Origin of the sequence: Agrobacterium sp. 10MFCol1.1 (assembly GCF_000381165.1) — a bacterium.
Taxonomy (GTDB): Bacteria; Pseudomonadota; Alphaproteobacteria; order Rhizobiales; family Rhizobiaceae; genus Agrobacterium; species Agrobacterium tumefaciens.
On sequence record NZ_KB906072.1, the window covers coordinates 462,025 to 480,390 of the forward strand.

The window sequence follows — 18,366 nt, forward strand, 5'->3', positions numbered from 1 at the left end:
CGCGATCGTTACCGGCGGCAATCCGGAATGTCCCTTTTCATTTAAGCCAATCAAGGGGCAAATAATTATGACCAGCATTTTGACGAACGTCGCGGCAATGGCCGCCCTTCAGACCCTCCGCGCAATCGGCAGCGACATGGAAGAAACGCAGTCGCGTGTCTCCTCCGGCCTGCGCGTCAAAACCGCCTCCGACAACGCCGCCTACTGGTCTATCGCGACCACCATGCGTTCGGATAACGGTGCTCTTTCCGCTGTACAGGACGCCCTCGGCCTCGGCGCCGCAAAGGTCGATACAGCCTATTCCGCCATGGAAACCACTGTCGATGTCGTCAAGGAAATCAGCAAGAAGCTGGTTGCCGCCCGCGAGGCCGGCGTCGACAAGGCAAAGATCCAGGAAGAAATCCGTCAGCTCCAGGACCAGCTGAAAAGCATCGGCGAATCCGCCTCCTTCTCCGGCGAAAACTGGCTTAAGGGCAAGATTAGCGACGCATCCGGCAACCTCACCCCGATAACGAAGCAGATCGTCGGCTCCTTCATCCGTGACGGCGCGGGCAATGTTGCAGTCAAGACGATCAACGTTCAGGTCGACAACAAGACTGCCCTTTTCGATACCTCGACCGGTGCGGCGAAAAACGGTATCCTCGATAGCGCCGCCTATTATTCCGATACAGGCTCCCTGCGCAATTTCGAGATTACCACGACCACACCCGCAGGTGCTGCCACAAACACGCCCTCTACCGCAAAGGTGTTCACGCAATCCCAGCTTCTGGGTTTCCCCTCGGGGACGACGACCACAGTTTCTGCTCCAGACGCAGTAACCGGCCTCGTAACCGTTGCTGCGGCGACAACCGCACGAAACAACGGCACCTACTTCAAGATCGGCGAAAACGCAGCGGGTGAAGCCCTCTACGTAAAAGCCAACAATACCGCGCCGATGCCTGTAGGCACCACTGTAACGGCAATCGGAACCGGCGGTTCGTCCAATAACAATATTTACCTCGAAACCGGCGCCGCAGATTCCCAGATGGCACAGAAGCTCGGCTACTCGCTGATCGATCTCGACATCACCAAGGATCTCAGCGGTTTGCTGGACGCCAAGGGCCAGCCGCTGACGGACAATGACGGCCTCGACAACATGATCCAGTTCGTCAACACCAAGCTGGAATCGCTGATCAGCGCGAGCGCCGATCTCGGCTCCATCAAGATGCGCCTCGATCTTCAGGAAGATTTCGTCAACAAGCTCACAGACTCCATCGACAAGGGCGTCGGCCGCCTCGTCGACGCAGACATGAACGAAGAATCCACCAAGCTGAAGGCTCTGCAGACCCAGCAGCAGCTGGCAATCCAGTCGCTCTCCATCGCCAATACCAGCTCCGAGAATATCCTGTCGCTATTCCGCCAGTAAGCGGCGCCCGTTGGCTACGGGCGGTTTCGTCCCGCTCTGGCAGCAACAGAATATTCGGAAATGGAAACCGCGCTTCGCAAGAGGCGCGGTTTTCACATTTACCGAGACCAGTGCAGAATGCGCGAAAAAGCAAGCCGACATCGTGGACAAGACCCACCGGCACGTTGCGTAAATTTCTGATTTTATTGGGGAAAATGGTGCTGCTAGAGAGATTTGAACTCTCGGCCTCTCCCTTACCAAGGGAGTGCTCTACCCCTGAGCTATAGCAGCATCCGGTGCCGAAGCGTTTGCTTCAGCATCAAGCGTGGCGGCCTATTGCCATAGGTTTTTGACGAGCGCAAGTCGCAAAACGATATTCTTCAACAAGCGAGGCAAAAAAGCGTTCCCCCTGTTGAAAAACGTATTTTTCGGATATTGCTGAATTTATGAACGAACATCATGACAAACAGGCAAAGGCGGCGGTTTCCGTGAACGCTTCAGAAGACCCCGTTGCCCTTGCGGCAAGCGGCAACGCGCAGGCAGGTCCCGGAGAGAAGGCGCGGCAACGCGAAGCGGAGCGCAAGGCGCGGGCAGCGAAGAAGCTGCGTGAAAACCTCCAGAAGCGCAAACAGCAGGTTCGCGCGCGCCGGGCCGGCGATGCGGATGAGACGATTGGCCTGCCTGCCGCAAAAACGGACGAATCATCCTCATAGAGAATTCACCAGCATCATTTGAAACGCCGCGGAAACTCGTCTAAGGACGCGCATTTCCGCAAGGCATGATTGAGAAAGGCGGGCATAGGCCCGTAGGGACGCATGGATCGCATCAGAATTACGGGTGGTAACAAGCTCAACGGCATCATCCCCATCTCCGGCGCGAAAAACGCCGCCTTGCCGTTGATGATCGCTTCGCTTCTGACCAGCGATACGCTGACGCTCGAAAACGTGCCGCATCTGGCGGACGTCGAGCAGCTCATCCGTATTCTCGGCAATCATGGCGTCGATATTTCGGTCAATGGCCGTCGTGAAAGCCAGGGCGAAGCCTATTCCCGCACGGTCCACTTCACCTGCCGCACCATTGTCGACACCACCGCACCTTACGAGCTGGTTTCCAAGATGCGCGCCAGCTTCTGGGTCATCGGCCCGCTTCTGGCCCGTGAAGGCCGTGCGCGCGTTTCACTGCCCGGCGGCTGTGCCATCGGCACACGTCCGGTGGACCTGTTCATCGAGGGCCTGCAGGCGCTTGGCGCAACGATGGAGATCGATGGCGGCTATATCAACGCCAGCGCTCCAAAGGGCGGCCTGATCGGCGCTGTTTATACCTTCCCGAAAGTCTCCGTCGGCGCGACGCATGTGATGCTGATGGCCGCGAGCCTTGCAAGAGGCACCACCGTCATTCACAACGCCGCCCGCGAACCGGAAGTCGTCGATCTAGCGCACTGCCTGATTGCGATGGGCGCGAAGATCGAGGGCGCTGGCACCTCCACCATCACCATCGAGGGCGTCACATCGCTTTCCGGCGCACGCCACCGGGTGCTGCCTGACCGTATCGAGACCGGCACCTATGCCATGGCCGTTGCCATGGCTGGCGGTGATGTGGTGCTGGAAGGCACGCGTGCATCGCTGCTCGACAATGCGCTGGACACGCTGCGGCTTGCTGGAGTGTCGATCAGCGACACGGAGACCGGTCTGCGCGTCGTGCGCAACGGCAACGGCATTCAGCCGGTCGATATCGTCACCGAACCCTTCCCCGGCTTCCCGACCGACCTCCAGGCGCAGTTCATGGCGCTGATGACCCGGTCGCAGGGTGTATCCCACATTACCGAAACCATCTTCGAAAACCGCTTCATGCATGTGCAGGAACTGGCCCGTCTCGGCGCGAAGATTTCGCTCTCCGGGCAGATGGCCCGTATCGAAGGCGTTACCCGCCTGAAGGGTGCGCCTGTCATGGCAACCGATCTGCGCGCCTCGGTGTCGTTGGTCATTGCGGGCCTGGTGGCGGAAGGCGAGACCATGGTTTCGCGCGTCTACCACCTCGATCGCGGTTTCGAACGGCTTGAAGAAAAGCTCACCCGCTGCGGTGCGCTGGTCGAACGCGTCAGCGATTGATCCTTTCATCGCCGCTCATTCGTTTTCTCCCCGTTGCAGAGCGGGCCGCGACTGCCTATTTCCTGTACAAGGAATAGACATTGCGGGCGCGGCCCCGCGGAAAAGGAAGAAAACGATGAGCGGCCTGAAATTGCTCGCGCTGGATACTGAAGATCTCTCGGTCATTTCGACGCACATGCAGGACAGCGTCTTCAAACTGAAGGACGTTGCATTCGAGGCAAAGCAGGGCCAATTTACACTTTCCGCCAATCGTTTCGTCTGGGAAAGCGCGAATAAGAAGAACCTGCCGCCGGAGCGATGCCGCAGCGTGGTTTTCCTGAAGCGGGTCTCCGCCGTCCGCTCGCACGGCATCAATCGCACTGATAAGGAACAGGTGCTTTCGCTCCTTGCAATCCGCTTCGTGCAGAACGGCGAAGGTCCTGATGGCGCCGTCGAACTGACGCTTTCGGGCGGCGGGGCTATCGCACTGGATGTCGAATGCATCGAGGCGCAGCTGACGGATGTGAGCGGCGCCTGGGAAACTGCCGCCAAACCGCATCATCCCGATAGCGAATAAGCTCTCCACGCCATTGCAACGGTTGCCTTTCGTCACTGTTTCGATTTATGCCACATACCAGAGCCGCATTTTTCTGCGGTGAGTTCGTGCACCTCGCGGGATCGCCGCGAGGAAAATGAGAGGGTAATGGCGTGGCAATCTGGCTGGAGCGGGCATCGACTGATTTCGAACAGAAATTTGCTGCCTTCCTGACAACCAAGAGGGAAGTTTCGGAAGACGTCAACGCGACCGTTCGCGACATCATCGATGACGTCCGCAATCGCGGCGATGCGGCCCTTGCCCACTACTCCCTTAAATTCGACGGCATCGATTTCTCGAAGGTCTCGATGCGGGTGACAGCGGAAGAGATCGATGCGGCCGTCGCAGCCGTTGACAGAAGTGTCATCGAAGCTCTCGAACTCGCAGCCCGGCGCATTGAAAAACACCATGCGCGGCAGATGCCGAAGGACGATATCTACGAAGACGAGATCGGTGTGGGCCTCGGTTCACGCTGGACGGCGATCGAAGCTGTCGGCCTTTATGTGCCCGGCGGCACCGCGAGCTATCCAAGCTCCGTCCTTATGAATGCTGTCCCCGCCAAGGTTGCCGGTGTAGAGCGTATCGTCATGGTCGTGCCGGCGAATGGCGGCGTGATAAACCCCGCCGTTCTTGCCGCCGCGCGCATCGCAGGTGTTGAGGAAATCTACCGCATTGGCGGCGCACAGGCCGTGGCTGCACTCGCCTACGGTACGGAAACAATCACGCCTGTCGCCAAGATTGTCGGCCCCGGCAATGCCTATGTGGCGGCCGCGAAACGGCATGTCTTCGGAACTGTCGGCATCGACATGATCGCCGGGCCCTCCGAAGTGCTTGTCATTGCCGACAGGGACAACGATCCGGACTGGCTGGCCGCCGATCTTCTCGCGCAGGCGGAGCATGACCGTGGCGCGCAGTCCATCCTCATCACCGACAATGCCGAACTCGGCAAGGCGGTGGAGGCGGCGGTGGAACGGCAGCTGAAGCGGCTGTCGCGCGCCGAGACGGCAGCGGCGAGCTGGGCGGATTTCGGTGCGATCATTCTCGTCGAAAAGCTCACCGATGCCATTCCCTTGGCCAACCGCATTGCGGCCGAGCATCTGGAGCTTGCCGTTGACGATCCGGACGCGCTGATGGCGCATATCCGCAATGCCGGCGCGATCTTCGTCGGGCGCCATACGCCTGAGGTGATCGGCGATTATGTCGGCGGCTCCAACCACGTTCTGCCGACGGCGCGCTCAGCGCGCTTCTCTTCCGGTCTTTCAGTGCTGGATTTCGTCAAGCGTACCTCGATCCTGCGTCTCGGGCCTGAGCAGCTGCGGCAGCTTGCGCCGGCGGCAATCACCCTTGCCCGTTCGGAGGGGCTGGACGCGCATGCGCGCTCCGTCTCCATTCGCCTCAACCCGGAAAGTTAAGAGATGGCTTCAGGCGATTTCCGGCTCTGCGATGTGGTTCTGGACGATAGCATCGGCCGGTCCACGCCGGACGTGGAGCATGAACGCGCCGTCGCCATTTTCGATCTGATAGAGGAAAACACGTTCGAACCATTCGGCCATGAGGGCGGTCCATACCGGCTGCACATATCGCTGGTCGATGCCAAGCTGGTTTTCTCGATCAAGACCGAAGACGAGAAGGATGTCTCGACCCATATCCTGTCGCTGACGCCGTTCCGCCGCATCATCAAGGATTATTTCCTGATCTGCGAAAGCTATTACGAGGCGATACGCTCCTCCACTCCAAGCCAGATCGAGGCGATCGACATGGGCAGGCGGGGCATTCACAATGACGGCTCGCAGACTTTGATGGACCGGCTTTCCGGCAAGATCAAAATCGATTTCGATACTGCGCGCCGTCTCTTCACCCTTGTCTGTGTGCTTTATTGGCGGGGTTAGAGATGAGAGATCCCGCCACGGCTCCAAATGGGGGACAGGCTCCCAAATCGGTCCTCTTCATGTGCGGTATGAACTCCATCCGTTCTCCCATGGCCGAGGTCATCGCCAAACGACTGGTGGCGCCCGGCATCTACATCCAGTCGGCCGGCGTGCGGGCGGGCGAGCGTGACCCCTTTGTGGATGCGGTTCTGGAAGAACAGGGATTTTCGCTCGGCAAACACAAACCGCGCACATTGGACGAGATCGAGGATGATTTTTTCGATCTGATCATTACATTGACACCCGAAGCTCATCACGCAGCACTTGAACTGACACGCTCCAACTCGCTCGACGTTGTCTATTGGCCAACCATGGACCCAACCGTCATCACCGGCACGCGGGACCAGATTCTGGATGCCTACCGCGAGGTGCGGGATCATCTTGCCAGGCTGATTGCCGAACGCCTGCCAGGTAGGCCGCAGCCGGCGGCGGATACGCTTTCAAAAGACTGAGGTTGAGTGTCCGTTTCGATCGGACCAGACACTTCAAACGCCGCACAGGACAGGCATTTATTCGATCCGCACCTCCCACCTGGCGAAAATCGGTTCCGATTTTCGCCGTGATGCTTTAGAGGTTCACAAATGTGCCGGGATTGTGTAGTTTCCGCGCAATTTTCCCGGACACGACAGGTCCGGCACTATCAACAGGAAGAAAACCCTTACATGACAAAAGAAGAAGTCCTCGAATTCCCGGGCATCGTAACCGAATTGCTGCCGAACGCAACATTCCGCGTGAAGCTTGAGAATGAACACGAAATCATCGCCCACACTGCGGGCCGCATGCGCAAGAACCGTATCCGCGTTCTGGCGGGCGACAAGGTGCTGGTCGAAATGACGCCTTACGACCTGAGCAAGGGCCGCATCACCTATCGCTTCAAGTAATCCGTTTTCGGCATTCGGAAGCCCGGGCAGCGCAATGACCAACTCAAAACAAAAGCTCGTTCTGGCATCCGGTTCGCCGCGGCGTCTGGAACTATTGCACCAGATCGGCATCGAGCCGGCACGTCTGATGCCGATGGATATCGACGAAACGCCCGTAAAGCTTGAGCATCCGCGCACGCTGTGCCGTCGCCTGTCGCTACAGAAGGCCGAGGCTGCGCATGCGGCGCTGAAGAGCGAGCAGACGTGGAAAGACGCCTATGTTCTCGGCTCCGACACCGTGGTGGCCGTGGGTCGCCGCATTGTCGGCAAGGCGGAATATACCGAGGAGGCTTCCGCAGCGCTGCATCTTCTCTCGGGGCGCAGCCATTGGGTCTATACCGGCATCTGCCTTGTGACATCAGGCGGCAAAATCCGTCAGAAGGTTGTGGAAACCAAGGTGCGTTTCAAACGCCTTACCACGCGCGAGATCGACGCCTATATCGCCTCCGGGCAATGGCGCGGCAAAGCCGGGGCCTATGGTATCCAGGGCATTGCCGGCTCATTCGTGCAGAAACTGACCGGCTCCTACACCAATGTCGTCGGGCTGCCGCTGTATGAGACCATGTCGCTTCTTTCCGGTGAAGGATTCGAGGTGACGTCGGGCTGGCTCGAAGGATAGACCATGACAAAATCATCTCCTGAAGGTGCGGGAAATGTTACGCCGCTTCGGAAAACGAAGCCATGTCCGGAGTGCGGGCGGCCCTCGACACGGGAAGACTATCCGTTCTGTTCGGATCGCTGCCGCTCGCTCGATCTCGCCCGCTGGCTGAACGGCTCCTACGCCATTCCTGTCGCCGACGACGAAAGCAGCGCGGACGAGCAGGACTCGTTCAAAAATTCCTCCGAATAACGTTGCGCCGCCGGAAAATCCGGCGGTGAAATACAGAATATTTTTAATGACCTTCAGCTCGCAGTATATTCACCGGGTTGCCGACAGCCCGAAAGCCATATCAAAAACCGGTTGACGCCCCTCCCCCGGCAGCCATTAGGGTTCCCCGATGGACGCAAGCCTGCAAAAAAGAGTAAGGCCTGGCGCGCTGCTGTTTGCGGTGCTGGCAGTTTGTCTTGCCATATTGGCAACGGTGCTGCTTGCCAATGACAAGAAACATCTCAAAAGCCTGCTGAGCTATCTCAACCTTGCGCCTGCCACACGCTCCGCCGAGCAGCCAGCCCGGATGAAGCCCGTCAAGCGGCAAAAGGTTACCGCCCAAAAGCTCAATCTACCGCCGCATCTGCTGAAATTCGAGCAAGGCGGCGACAGGGCATCCTTTGCCCGCGACTTCGTTCTGTCCGGCAAGGACCTCTGCGACCGCTTTACCGCGGCGGGCTTTTCCAACCCGCAAGGCTGGCACGCAAGCCCGGTGAAGATCCGCAATTTCGAATGCATGGCCGATCTTGTGGTCGGGGACACGGCGAACGCCTCGGAACGGGCATCGCTTTTTCTCGACATCAGAGGCGAGGCGTCCGACGAGGTTCGCTCTATCAGGATGAAAGTGGTTGCGCCGCAGACACCTGATGGTGCCGTTATTCTGACGAAGCTTGAGGACGCGTTGGCGATGATCATCGAGCAGACGCGCTGGGCCGACCTTGCCAGCATGCTTGAGCCGGCACGCAGGCTGCAACCCTATCAGGCAGAGCATTTCGGTATTTCCGTCTCCCTAAAGCCGGAGCCGTCTGCGCCGCATCGGCTGAACCTGATTTTGCTGGCAACGGAACAATTGCCGGGACTGAAGCTCACGCGCAGCTTTTTCGACAGCGAGAAATGGCTTCCCGCTGCCACTCTTTCGGATCGACCGGTCCTCTATTTTTCCGTCAGGTAGAACCGCATCCCGAAAACCAACGGCCGCTCAGCCTATCGCTGCCAGTTTATGCCGCCCAGGCAGAATCCTGTCGCTTCGCTGGGCTTGACGTTTGGCCTCCCACTGAAGGGCCGTGCGAACGATGGTTGTGAGATCATTGAAACGCGGCGACCATCCGAGTTCCGACTGGATGCGGCTCGAATCCGCAACCATCGCGGCAACGTCGCCGGCGCGGCGGGGACAATGGATAACCGGGAAATCGTTTCCGGATTCCCGCTGCACGGCGTGCAGCACGTCCAGTACCGAATAGCCGACGCCATAACCGCAATTGAGCGTTCGTGTGCCGCCACCAGCACGCAGATGCGCCATGGCGAGCATATGCGCGTCGATCAGATCGCTGACATGGATATAGTCGCGAACGCCGGTGCCGTCAGCGGTCGGATAATCTGTTCCGTAAACCTCCACCTTGTCGCGCCGGCCGGTTGCCGCTTCGCACGCTACCTTGATGAGGTTCGCCACACCCGTGGGGGACGGCCCGGCACGGCCCTTCGGGTCGGCACCGGCAACATTGAAATAACGCAGCGCCACATAGTTGAAATCATGCGCCTGCACGACATCGCGCAACATGATTTCTGAGGCGAGTTTCGACAGGCCGTAGGGATTTTCCGGGCTGAGAACTGCCGTTTCCGGCACCGGGCCATCAAAGGGTTGGTTCCCATAGACCGCGGCAGTTGAAGAGAAGATGAAATTGCGGATACCATGACCGACTGCCGCCGCAACAAGGGCGCGGGTCGTGCCGGTATTGTTTTCGTAATATTCGAGCGGCTGGCTGATCGATTCAGGGACGCTGACGGAGCCAGCGAAGTGGAAAATGGTCTCGATCTGGTTGTGTTCGAAAATCTGGCCGAGCAAGTCGCGATCGGCGACGTCGCCGAGATAGAAACGCGCCGCTGGCGCGACCGCCCAACGTGATCCCGTCGAAAGACGGTCGACAACAACGACGTCTTCACCGGCGTCGAGCAAAGCCCACACCATGTGGCTTCCTATATAACCGGCCCCACCGGTGACCAGAACAGCCATGACATTACTTCCCTGTTTGCTTTTGTTGCGTCCATCAAAGCCAATAATTCTTCATCATTGATTACTTGCACAGCAAATACCCCACCTATCCCTCGCCCCTATGAAAAGGTGGCTTACGATTGGTTAGCGCAATGAAGTGTGTTTTATTTATTAGATGAAAATGTTCTCATAAATGGAACACAAGGCGCATAGCACAGAAAAGCCCGCACGTCGATTGGTACGCCGTGAGGTTGTAGTTTTAGCGGCTCGCCATGATTCTTTTGGTAGAAAATCTGCCTGCCGCGGCCAAATTCGGCGCGGCAGGGCGGGCTATCGCAGGATTGCGGTTATCTGCCGAGAATATAGGACGCAAGCCGATCGGCTGCGTCTTCGATCTGCTTTGGGTTGCGCAGGAAGCAGGCACGGAGAAACAGCTCTCCGCCTTGGCCGAATGCGGTGCCCGGCGCGAGGCCGACGCCGGTCTTGTCAACGATATCCAGAGCCGTGGCGCGGCTGTCGGTCACGCCGTCCACCTTGAGGAAGGCATAAAGAGCGCCATCCGGCTTCAATGTTTCCACGCGGTTCGTCGCGATCAGCGCATCGCAGAGAATGTCGCGGGATGTCAGAGCGCGTTCGTAGTTCTCGCGGACGAAACCGTCGCCATGGTCGAGAGCCGCGACTGCGCCGCGCTGCATGAACTGCGCCACGCCGGAGGTGGAATATTGAATAAGGTTCTCGATCACCTGCCCGATGACGGGTGGCGCCACAAGCCAGCCAACACGCCAGCCCGTCATGGACCAGTTCTTCGAAAAAGAATTGGCGAAGACGATTTTGTCATCCGGTTCCATCACGTCGAGGAACGACGGCGCACGGGTGCCGGTATAGTGATAAAGTGCGTAAATCTCATCCGCCACGATCCAGAGGTCGTGTTTGCGGGCGAGTGCCAGAACATCGCGAAGATTGTCTCGCGTTGCGGTCCAGCCGGTCGGGTTGGACGGCGTGTTGATAAAGAGCGCCTTCGTCTTACCGGTGATCGCACTTTCCAGCTTGCCGATATCGAGATCCCAGCGACCATCGTGGAAATCGATGCCGGCTGCGACCGCCTTTGCGCCCGCCACGCCGATGGCGGCAACAATATTGGGCCAGGTGGGCGTGAGATAGATCATCTCGTCGCCCGGCGAGGTCAGCGCCTGCACCGCAAGCGCAATCGCCTGCATGCCGGAACCTGTTACGTAAAAATGATCTGCGGATAGAGAGGCTGAAAAGTGACGCTCGTAGTAGCTGCTGAGCGCCTGGCGCAATTCGGGAATGCCGCGTTGCCAGGTATAGAAGGTCTCGCCATTGTTGAGCCCGTCGATGGCCGCCTTGTTGATGAAGTCCGGGCTCGGCAGATCGCCTTCGCCGACCCAAAGCGGCAGAAGATTGTCCCGTCCCCGGGCATAATTCACGACCTCGACAATGCCGCTCTCGGGAGCCGCCAGAGAGCGCGCACTCAGACTGTTCAAAATGGACATTAAAGACACTCCGTTTGGTGTCTTCTTATCGCATCGAACGGGCGATATGCATGATATTCCGTGCAACAGTCATGGATTTTCTTTATGGATGGATGCCCGGCGAGAGGAAGCTGACCCATGGTCAGCAATATCGCGCCGGGACAATCTAAGCTTCAGCGCGTCTTAAGCAGATCGCGGATTTCGGTAAGAAGCTTGACGTCTTCCGGCGGCGGAGCCGGTTCCGACTTTTCCTCGATCTTTTTCCGGTCGACAGAAGCGCGAAGCTTGTTGACCCCTTTGACCATCAGGAAAATGATCCAGGCGAGAATGAGGAAGTTGATGAGGACCGTGAGAAAGTTACCATAAGCGAAGACAGCGCCCTGATCGCGCGCGGCGGCAAGCGAGCTGGCGGTGACGCTGGAACTGAGCGGCAGGAAGTAGTTCGAAAAATCGAACCCGCCGAAAATCGCACCGACGATCGGCATGATAAGGTCGTTGACGACGGAATCGACGATCTTGCTGAACGCCGCCCCGATAATAACACCCACGGCCAGATCCATGACATTGCCACGGGCAATGAAGGTTTTAAATTCGTTAAGCATCAGATGGTCCCTCTCCTGCTTCGCGAGCTGAAGCTATGTGACTGTCCCTACGGGTTCAACCATATAGATTCCCTGTCCCATTTGGAATTCGTCAAGATTGCATTTATTAGGCTTTTTGCACGGTAGTCTTGAACTTTATGATCAGACCGCGCTCATTCTCAACGGCCCGGAATTCGCCTATGCTCGTTTTCAGGGATTGTTGCATGGGGAGGATGCGTGCTTCCTGGGTGGATCATATTCGGTTCGGCCTTCGCTTATGTCCTGCTGCTGTTTGCGGTTGCAAGTTATGGGGACAGGAACAGCCGGAAAAGAAACGCTCCCAAAAAGGGGCGGCCGTTCGTCTATGCGCTTAGCCTGGCGATCTATTGCACCTCCTGGACCTATTTCGGCGGCGTCGGGCTTGCGGCAGACAAGGGGCTGGAATTCCTTGGCATCTATACCGGGCCGATCCTTGCCTTCACCATCGGCATGCCGATCATTCGCCGCATCGTGGAGCTTGCCAAAACCGAAAAGCTGACGTCGGTTGCCGATTTCATTGCCGCCCGCTACGGCAAGAACTCCACCGTGGCGATGATTGTCGCCATCATCGCGCTTGTCGGCGCCATTCCCTATATCGCGCTGCAATTGAAGGCCGTTTCCAGTTCGGTGGCGACGATGGTCGATCCCGGCGATTACGGCATTGGCAGCGGCAACCTCTATTTCCTCGATCTGCCGCTGCTCGTCACCATCGTCATGGCGGGCTTCGCCGTCATGTTCGGCACCCGGCATACCGACGCCACCGAACACCAGGACGGGCTTATTCTGGCGATTTCAATGGAATCGCTCGTCAAGCTCGTCGCCATGTGCACCGTCGGCTTTTACGTTCTGTTCGTCCTATTCGACGGCCCCTCGCATTTGTGGGAACTTGCGTCGGGCAATGAACGGGCCATGCGGGCCATATCCTATCACACGCCCATCAGCCGCTGGATCGTGATGACCCTGCTTTCCGGTTTCGCGATCATCCTGTTGCCGCGCCAGTTCCATGTCACCGTGGTTGAAAATCGCACGCCGGAAGAGCTGCGCATGGCGGGGTTCCTGCTGCCGCTTTATCTGATTGCGATCAACATCTTCGTGCTGCCGATAGCGCTTGCCGGAATTTTGACGCTCGGCGCCAATGGCAACGCCGATCTTTACGTCCTGCAATTGCCGCTCGCGCATCAAATGCCGGTCGTTTCGCTGATTACCTTCATTGGCGGATTTTCAGCGGCGACCGCGATGGTGATCGTTGCCTCGGTCGCGCTGTCGATCATGATTTCCAACGACATCGTCATGCCGATCTTTTTGCGGCAGAAGCTGTTGAACCGCTCGCCGCACCGGGACAACTTTGCCAAAACGCTTCTCAACATCCGCAGAACAGCGATCTTTGCGGTGATGCTTCTGGGCTACGGCTACTACCGTGCGGCCGATAGTGCCACCGGGCTTGCCTCCATCGGCCTCCTGGCATTTGCCGCCATCGCCCAGATGGCCCCTGCCCTTTTCGGTGGGTTGTTCTGGCGGCGCGCCAATGCGCGCGGTGCGATTGCCGGTTTGAGTTCAGGCTTTTTTGTCTGGGCCTACCTGCTGTTTCTGCCAAGCTTCGGCGGGCCTGATAATTCGGAGGTCGCGGCCACCGTTCTCGGCTTCCTCTTTTCTGGCAGTACGGTCTTCAACGGTCCCGAGGCCGACCCTTTTGTGAACGCGGTCATCCTCAGCCTGCTCGTCAACAGCATGGCTTTCGTACTTGGCTCGCTTTCACGCAACCCGCGACCGGTGGAGCGCATCCAGTCCGGCATCTTCGTGAAGCGCCATTCGAAATCACAATTCGCCACGCGTGGCTGGAAAACCCGCGTCAGCGTCGGCGATCTCAAAAGCGCGATTGCCCGTTATCTCGGTGAAGAGCGCATGCTGCGCTCACTGGCGACCTATGAAAAGACGGCGGGCAGGAAGCTCAACGACGACCAGCCCGCCGACATGGCGCTGATCCATTTCTCCGAACAATTGCTGGGCAGCGCCATCGGCTCCTCCTCAGCCCGTCTCGTGCTTTCGATCATTCTCCAGAAGGCGGAGGACACCAGCGCCGACACGGCCTGGCTGCTGGATCAGGCAAGCGAGGCGCTGCAATATAATCAGGACATGCTGCAAACGGCGCTGGCGCAGATGGACCAGGGCATCGCCGTTTTCGACAGCTCGCAGCAGCTGACGATCTGGAACCGGCGCTTCCGCACCCTTCTCGATCTACCTGAGCAATTCGGGCAGGTGGGGCTGCCGCTGACGGACATCGTTTCCATGCTGCAGGAGCGCGGCGACATGCCGCCGGGCGACACGGAACAGCTGATCACCAGTTTCCTGACCATGGACCTGCCTTTCTCGCTGGTGCTTGGCGGCGGTGAGCGCATCATCGAAGTGCGCTCCAACACTATGCCGGACAAGGGTATCGTCGCCACCTTCACCGATATCACGCAGAGAGTGGCGAGCGATCAGGCACTGAAACAGGCCAATGAAACGCTGGAACAGCGGGTGGCGGAACGAACCGTCGAGCTTACCCGCGTCAACCGCGAACTTGCGGAGGCAAGGGCATCGGCCGACGAGGCGAACATCGGCAAGACACGGTTTTTTGCTGCCGCCGGCCACGATATCCTCCAGCCGCTGAATGCCGCGCGGCTTTATTCCTCCTCGCTGGTCGAGCGGCTTGGCGCCTCGGGGGAAAGCGATCTCGTCCAGAACATCGATTCGGCGCTCGAGTCGGTAGAGACCATTCTCGGCGCGGTGCTCGATATTTCCCGCCTCGACACCGGTTCGATGAAAGCGCGCATGACATCGGTGCCGCTGAACGAGCTGCTGAAACGCATCGAAACCGATTTCGCGCCTATGGCGCAGGAAAAGAACCTCGATCTCGTGGTCATGCCCACCTCGCTCACCGTCCGCTCCGACCCCAACCTGTTGCGGCGGCTGATACAAAACCTCGTCTCCAACGCCATCAAATACACGCTGAGTGGCAAGGTTATCGTTGGCGCGCGCCGCCGGGGAGGCGATGTCGTCATTCAGGTGACGGATTCCGGCATCGGCATTCCCGCATCCAAATTCCGCACGGTTTTCAAGGAATTCGCCCGGCTGGATGAGGGTGCAAAAACGGCCTCCGGCCTCGGACTTGGTCTTTCAATTGTCGACCGGCTGTCGCGCATGCTGCACCATCCGGTACAGCTGATTTCCACACCCGGAAAAGGTACGACATTCCGTATCCACCTGCTGCGCGAGGCAGACCGCCTGACGCCAGCCAAGGCCGCTGGCGGGATCGCCAATCCGGTGGCGAGCGACCGGCTTGCCGGCGTCAGGGTACTCTGCATCGACAACGAGCCGAAAATCCTCGAGGGCATGACGTTATTGCTGACGGGATGGGGCTGTGAGGTCTTACCCGCAGGTTCAGTGGCCACACTCGAAGAACCGTTCCTGACAATGTCAGCGGTGCCGGATGTCATCATTGCCGATTATCATCTCGACGACGGCGACGGTATCAGCGCCATCCGCCTGATCAGGACATTCTACGGCAAAACGATCCCTGCCCTGCTTGTGACGGCGGACCGCAGCCCGGAAGTGCGCAGCGATGCGGAAAAATATGGGATTACCGTCCAGCATAAGCCGGTCAAACCGGCGGCGCTGCGGGCCTATATCAACCAGATATCCAGCACGGCCCGCGCGGCGGCAGAATAAAAAAACTCCCGGACCTTGCGATCCGGGAGCTCTTCGACTTTCAAAAATTCCAATGTCAGGCTGCGCGGCTCAGTCGATCCTGGCCGGTCGCCGAGCCCTGCTCCATCTGAAAACGCTGAACCAGATCGAGCAACGCTTCCACTTCGCCCGACAGCACCCGGCTGGCTGCGCTCGACTGTTGGGCAAGCGCCGCGTTCTGCTGGGTCATCTGATCCATCTGGTTGACGGACCCGTTGACATTGTGGAGCGCGGAGGACTGATCCTGCGTCGCCGTCGCGATGGTTTCGACATGCTGGCTGACGGCGACGATCTGATGGCTGATGGCTGAAAGAACCGTGCCCGCTTCCTGCACCAGCTTCGATCCGGAGCTCACCTCATGCGTTGACTGGTTGATGAGCTGCTTGATTTCACGTGCCGCGTCCGCGGAGCGTTGTGCAAGTTCACGCACTTCTTGCGCCACGACCGCAAAACCTTTGCCCGCCTCGCCCGCACGCGCAGCCTCGATGCCGGCATTGAGGGCGAGAAGGTTGGTCTGGAACGCGATGTCATCGATGACCTCGATGATCTGCTCGATCTTGCGCGAGGCGTCTTCGATACGGCCCATGGCGTCCACGGCATTGCTGACGACCGAACCGGAACTGTCGGCGCTCTGTTTGGTGATGCGGACGGCTTCGTTGGCTTCACGCGCCCGCTCGGCCGACGATCTGACCGTTGCGGTGATTTCCTCGACAGCCGCTGCCGTCTCTTCCAGCGAGGCTGCCTGATTCTCCGTGCGCTTCGACAGATCGACCGACGATTGCTCGATTTCAAAACCGCTATGCTGGATGACCAGGGTGCGCTCGCGGATTTGCCCCAGCGCATCGCGCAGGTTGAGAAGGGATTCGTTGAAGTCCGTGCGCAGACGATCCAGACGGCCGTTAAAGGGTGTCTCGATCGTGCGGCTCAGATCACCGCGCGAAAGCCTGCCGAGGCCGGACGCGATCTCGCTGACTGCGAATTCGATCTGGCCGTCCAGCTCCTGCTTCTCGGCATCGTTGCGGTGACGCTCCGATTCCGCCACGGACCGTTCCTCGGCGCTTTTGCCCTCGATCGCGAGTTTCTCAAGCGCATTCTCGCGAAATATCACGAGAGCGCGGGCGATGTTGCCGAATTCATTGGTATTGGTGGCATAGGGGATCGGCGTATCGAGATTGCCGTGCGAAAGGGACTTAACCGCATCGGTAAGCTTGCCTAGAGGCTGCAGGGTGCGCCGGATGACGAAATAGGCGAGCAATCCCACGCCGACCATGGCGAGCGCGCCACAGATCAGCATCAGGTCGCGTAGGCCGAAAATCTGGGCTTCGTAGACGGCCATGGGAACGCCCACGAAAAGAATACCGACGGTTGCTCCGGACTTGTTGAGAACCGGCATGTATCCGGTCATGTAATTGGTGCCGAAAAGCGTGGCGGCGCCGAAATAACCCTCACCCTTGGAGACCTTTTCGAAAGCGGGATGGTCGGTGGCGAGCTTCGTGCCCGCTGCTCTCTCGCCCTTTTCGTTCTTCAGATTGGTGGTCATGCGAATATAATCGCCGGCCTTGGCTTCAAAAACCGTCGCGATGCCGCCATTACCGGCAGCCGTGCGGTCGACGAGATCATTGTCGCGCAGTGTCCCGATGCTGGCGCGGCCGATACTCTTGAGCTCTCCATCCACCATTTCGAGGGCCACGCCGCCGACCTTCATCTCGTAAAGGATCGCCATGCCGCGCATCGCGCTGTGCGTGTCACGCAGCGCAGTGGTGATGATATTGTCCTTCAGGCGAATGTATGTCGAAAAACCAACTGCCGCGACGCTGAGCGCAATCAGGCCGATCGTCAGCACGACGACCTTACCCGCAACGGACTTAAAGAGCCGGTTGTGCATGAAACAGTTCCCCAAAACCAAACTTATAAAAGTTCTAGTTGGCAACTGTTAAAAAAACGCGAAGTACCGATAGCAGCTTTTAGAGTGGATGACACAAGCCGCGCCGGCGCCTGCCGGCTTACAGGGACGGGAAAGCCCGCCCCCCTCAATCAATGGATATAGCCGAGCCGGATGGCCTTTGCGATCGCCTGGATACGGTTGACGGAATCGAGCTTGATCGTCGCTGAACCCAGATAGGCGTTGACGGTGTGTACCGAAAGCCCGAGCTTCACCGCGATTTCTTCGCTGATACGACCATCACCCGCCAGTTGCAGACAGGCGATTTCCCTTTCGCTCAACGCTTCAGACGGTGCCACCTTGCGCTCATCCAGCGCCAGCATATCGACCATGATCTCGCAGCATTTAATGTGCTGTTCGATGACGACCTCGTTGTCGAGAACGAGGTTGCTGCCACAGAAAACGATGTAGCCGTTGCCGATCGTGCCGAGCCGCACCGGCAAAGCGAGTCCCGCATAGGGCAATGTATCGTTCTCGATCCGGCGCATCAAAGCCGGCACGTCAGGAAGATCGGCAAAACCGCCGGCATTCTTGTTACGCCAGATGACCGGCAGTAGCGATGTCTCGATATGATCCAAAAGAATATCGCCGACCGCGCGGATGAACTGCGCGCTCTGTTCGGCGGCATTCATGCCCCAGTTCTCCAGCTCGCAGGTCAGCTTCTTCTTGTTGGGGAAGCCGGAGGCGGCAGCCTTCGTCACCACGAAATTACGTGCGCCGACCAGTTTCTGCATGGCGACCAGCTTCGGAAACAGATCCGACCGGCTTGTCACAACAGGGCTGCGGTAAAACATACCGCTGCTTTGACTCGTA

At 58.6% G+C, this 18,366-nt stretch carries 17 protein-coding genes and 1 tRNA gene; 12 read left to right on the forward strand and 6 right to left on the reverse strand.

What is annotated here, in order from left to right:
- The first annotated feature begins 67 nt into the window (after window positions 1–67).
- Window positions 68–1,405, forward strand: a complete 1,338-nt coding sequence (locus tag F617_RS0102390) for a flagellin (protein ID WP_019564310.1) — start codon at window positions 68–70, stop codon at window positions 1,403–1,405.
- A gap of 195 nt (window positions 1,406–1,600) precedes the next feature.
- Here the strand turns inward: F617_RS0102390 and F617_RS0102395 are convergent.
- Window positions 1,601–1,675: transfer RNA gene (locus F617_RS0102395), tRNA-Thr, on the reverse strand.
- 155 nt (window positions 1,676–1,830) lie between these two features.
- Here F617_RS0102395 and F617_RS0102400 point away from each other — a divergent pair.
- From F617_RS0102400 to F617_RS0102445, 10 genes are all read left to right on the forward strand, one after another.
- Window positions 1,831–2,097 (forward strand): hypothetical protein, encoded by a 267-nt coding sequence (locus tag F617_RS0102400; RefSeq protein ID WP_013635467.1) that lies wholly within the window; start codon window positions 1,831–1,833, stop codon window positions 2,095–2,097.
- A 102-nt stretch (window positions 2,098–2,199) separates the two neighbouring features.
- Window positions 2,200–3,492: a UDP-N-acetylglucosamine 1-carboxyvinyltransferase gene (gene murA, locus F617_RS0102405; protein ID WP_013635466.1), complete on the forward strand. Its 1,293-nt coding sequence runs from the start codon at window positions 2,200–2,202 to the stop codon at window positions 3,490–3,492.
- 115 nt (window positions 3,493–3,607) lie between these two features.
- The gene (locus F617_RS0102410) at window positions 3,608–4,048 is read left to right on the forward strand and encodes a DUF2948 family protein (protein WP_019564311.1); all 441 of its coding nucleotides are present in this window, start codon (window positions 3,608–3,610) and stop codon (window positions 4,046–4,048) included.
- Between the two features lie 131 nt (window positions 4,049–4,179).
- Window positions 4,180–5,478 (forward strand): histidinol dehydrogenase, encoded by a 1,299-nt coding sequence (hisD, locus tag F617_RS0102415; RefSeq protein WP_019564312.1) that lies wholly within the window; start codon window positions 4,180–4,182, stop codon window positions 5,476–5,478.
- A gap of 3 nt (window positions 5,479–5,481) precedes the next feature.
- Window positions 5,482–5,955 carry a UPF0262 family protein gene (locus F617_RS0102420; RefSeq protein WP_003515052.1) on the forward strand — a complete coding sequence of 158 codons (474 nt, stop codon included), beginning with the start codon at window positions 5,482–5,484 and terminating at the stop codon, window positions 5,953–5,955.
- Window positions 5,956–5,957: 2 nt separating this feature from the next.
- Window positions 5,958–6,446, forward strand: coding sequence for a low molecular weight phosphatase family protein (locus F617_RS0102425; protein WP_013635463.1), 489 nt, complete (start codon window positions 5,958–5,960; stop codon window positions 6,444–6,446).
- Between the two features lie 210 nt (window positions 6,447–6,656).
- Window positions 6,657–6,875, forward strand: a complete 219-nt coding sequence (gene infA, locus F617_RS0102430) for a translation initiation factor IF-1 (RefSeq protein ID WP_003493814.1) — start codon at window positions 6,657–6,659, stop codon at window positions 6,873–6,875.
- A gap of 34 nt (window positions 6,876–6,909) precedes the next feature.
- Entirely contained in the window at window positions 6,910–7,533 is a 624-nt protein-coding gene (locus tag F617_RS0102435; RefSeq protein ID WP_019564314.1) for a Maf-like protein, read from the forward strand.
- A gap of 3 nt (window positions 7,534–7,536) precedes the next feature.
- The gene (gene yacG, locus F617_RS0102440; RefSeq protein ID WP_013635461.1) at window positions 7,537–7,764 is read left to right on the forward strand and encodes a DNA gyrase inhibitor YacG; all 228 of its coding nucleotides are present in this window, start codon (window positions 7,537–7,539) and stop codon (window positions 7,762–7,764) included.
- 148 nt (window positions 7,765–7,912) lie between these two features.
- Window positions 7,913–8,734, forward strand: a complete 822-nt coding sequence (locus tag F617_RS0102445; RefSeq protein WP_019564315.1) for a DUF6030 family protein — start codon at window positions 7,913–7,915, stop codon at window positions 8,732–8,734.
- Window positions 8,735–8,761: 27 nt separating this feature from the next.
- On the opposite strand, the gene galE is transcribed toward F617_RS0102445, so the two are convergent.
- The 3 genes from galE to mscL form a co-directional block, all read right to left on the reverse strand.
- Window positions 8,762–9,793, reverse strand: coding sequence for a UDP-glucose 4-epimerase GalE (galE, locus tag F617_RS0102450; RefSeq protein ID WP_019564316.1), 1,032 nt, complete (start codon window positions 9,791–9,793; stop codon window positions 8,762–8,764).
- Between the two features lie 326 nt (window positions 9,794–10,119).
- Window positions 10,120–11,286, reverse strand: coding sequence for a pyridoxal phosphate-dependent aminotransferase (locus F617_RS0102455; RefSeq protein WP_019564317.1), 1,167 nt, complete (start codon window positions 11,284–11,286; stop codon window positions 10,120–10,122).
- Between the two features lie 152 nt (window positions 11,287–11,438).
- The gene (gene mscL / locus F617_RS0102460) at window positions 11,439–11,867 is read right to left on the reverse strand and encodes a large conductance mechanosensitive channel protein MscL (RefSeq protein WP_003515034.1); all 429 of its coding nucleotides are present in this window, start codon (window positions 11,865–11,867) and stop codon (window positions 11,439–11,441) included.
- 216 nt (window positions 11,868–12,083) lie between these two features.
- On the opposite strand from mscL, the gene F617_RS0102470 reads away from it, so the two are divergent.
- The gene (locus F617_RS0102470) at window positions 12,084–15,593 is read left to right on the forward strand and encodes a hybrid sensor histidine kinase/response regulator (RefSeq protein WP_013635457.1); all 3,510 of its coding nucleotides are present in this window, start codon (window positions 12,084–12,086) and stop codon (window positions 15,591–15,593) included.
- A gap of 55 nt (window positions 15,594–15,648) precedes the next feature.
- On the opposite strand, the gene F617_RS0102475 is transcribed toward F617_RS0102470, so the two are convergent.
- The gene (locus tag F617_RS0102475; protein ID WP_003515028.1) at window positions 15,649–17,496 is read right to left on the reverse strand and encodes a methyl-accepting chemotaxis protein; all 1,848 of its coding nucleotides are present in this window, start codon (window positions 17,494–17,496) and stop codon (window positions 15,649–15,651) included.
- Between the two features lie 149 nt (window positions 17,497–17,645).
- Complete coding sequence (gene visR / locus F617_RS0102480; protein WP_003515015.1) at window positions 17,646–18,347, reverse strand: transcriptional regulator VisR; 702 nt, start codon at window positions 18,345–18,347, stop codon at window positions 17,646–17,648.
- Between the last annotated feature and the right edge of the window lie 19 nt (window positions 18,348–18,366).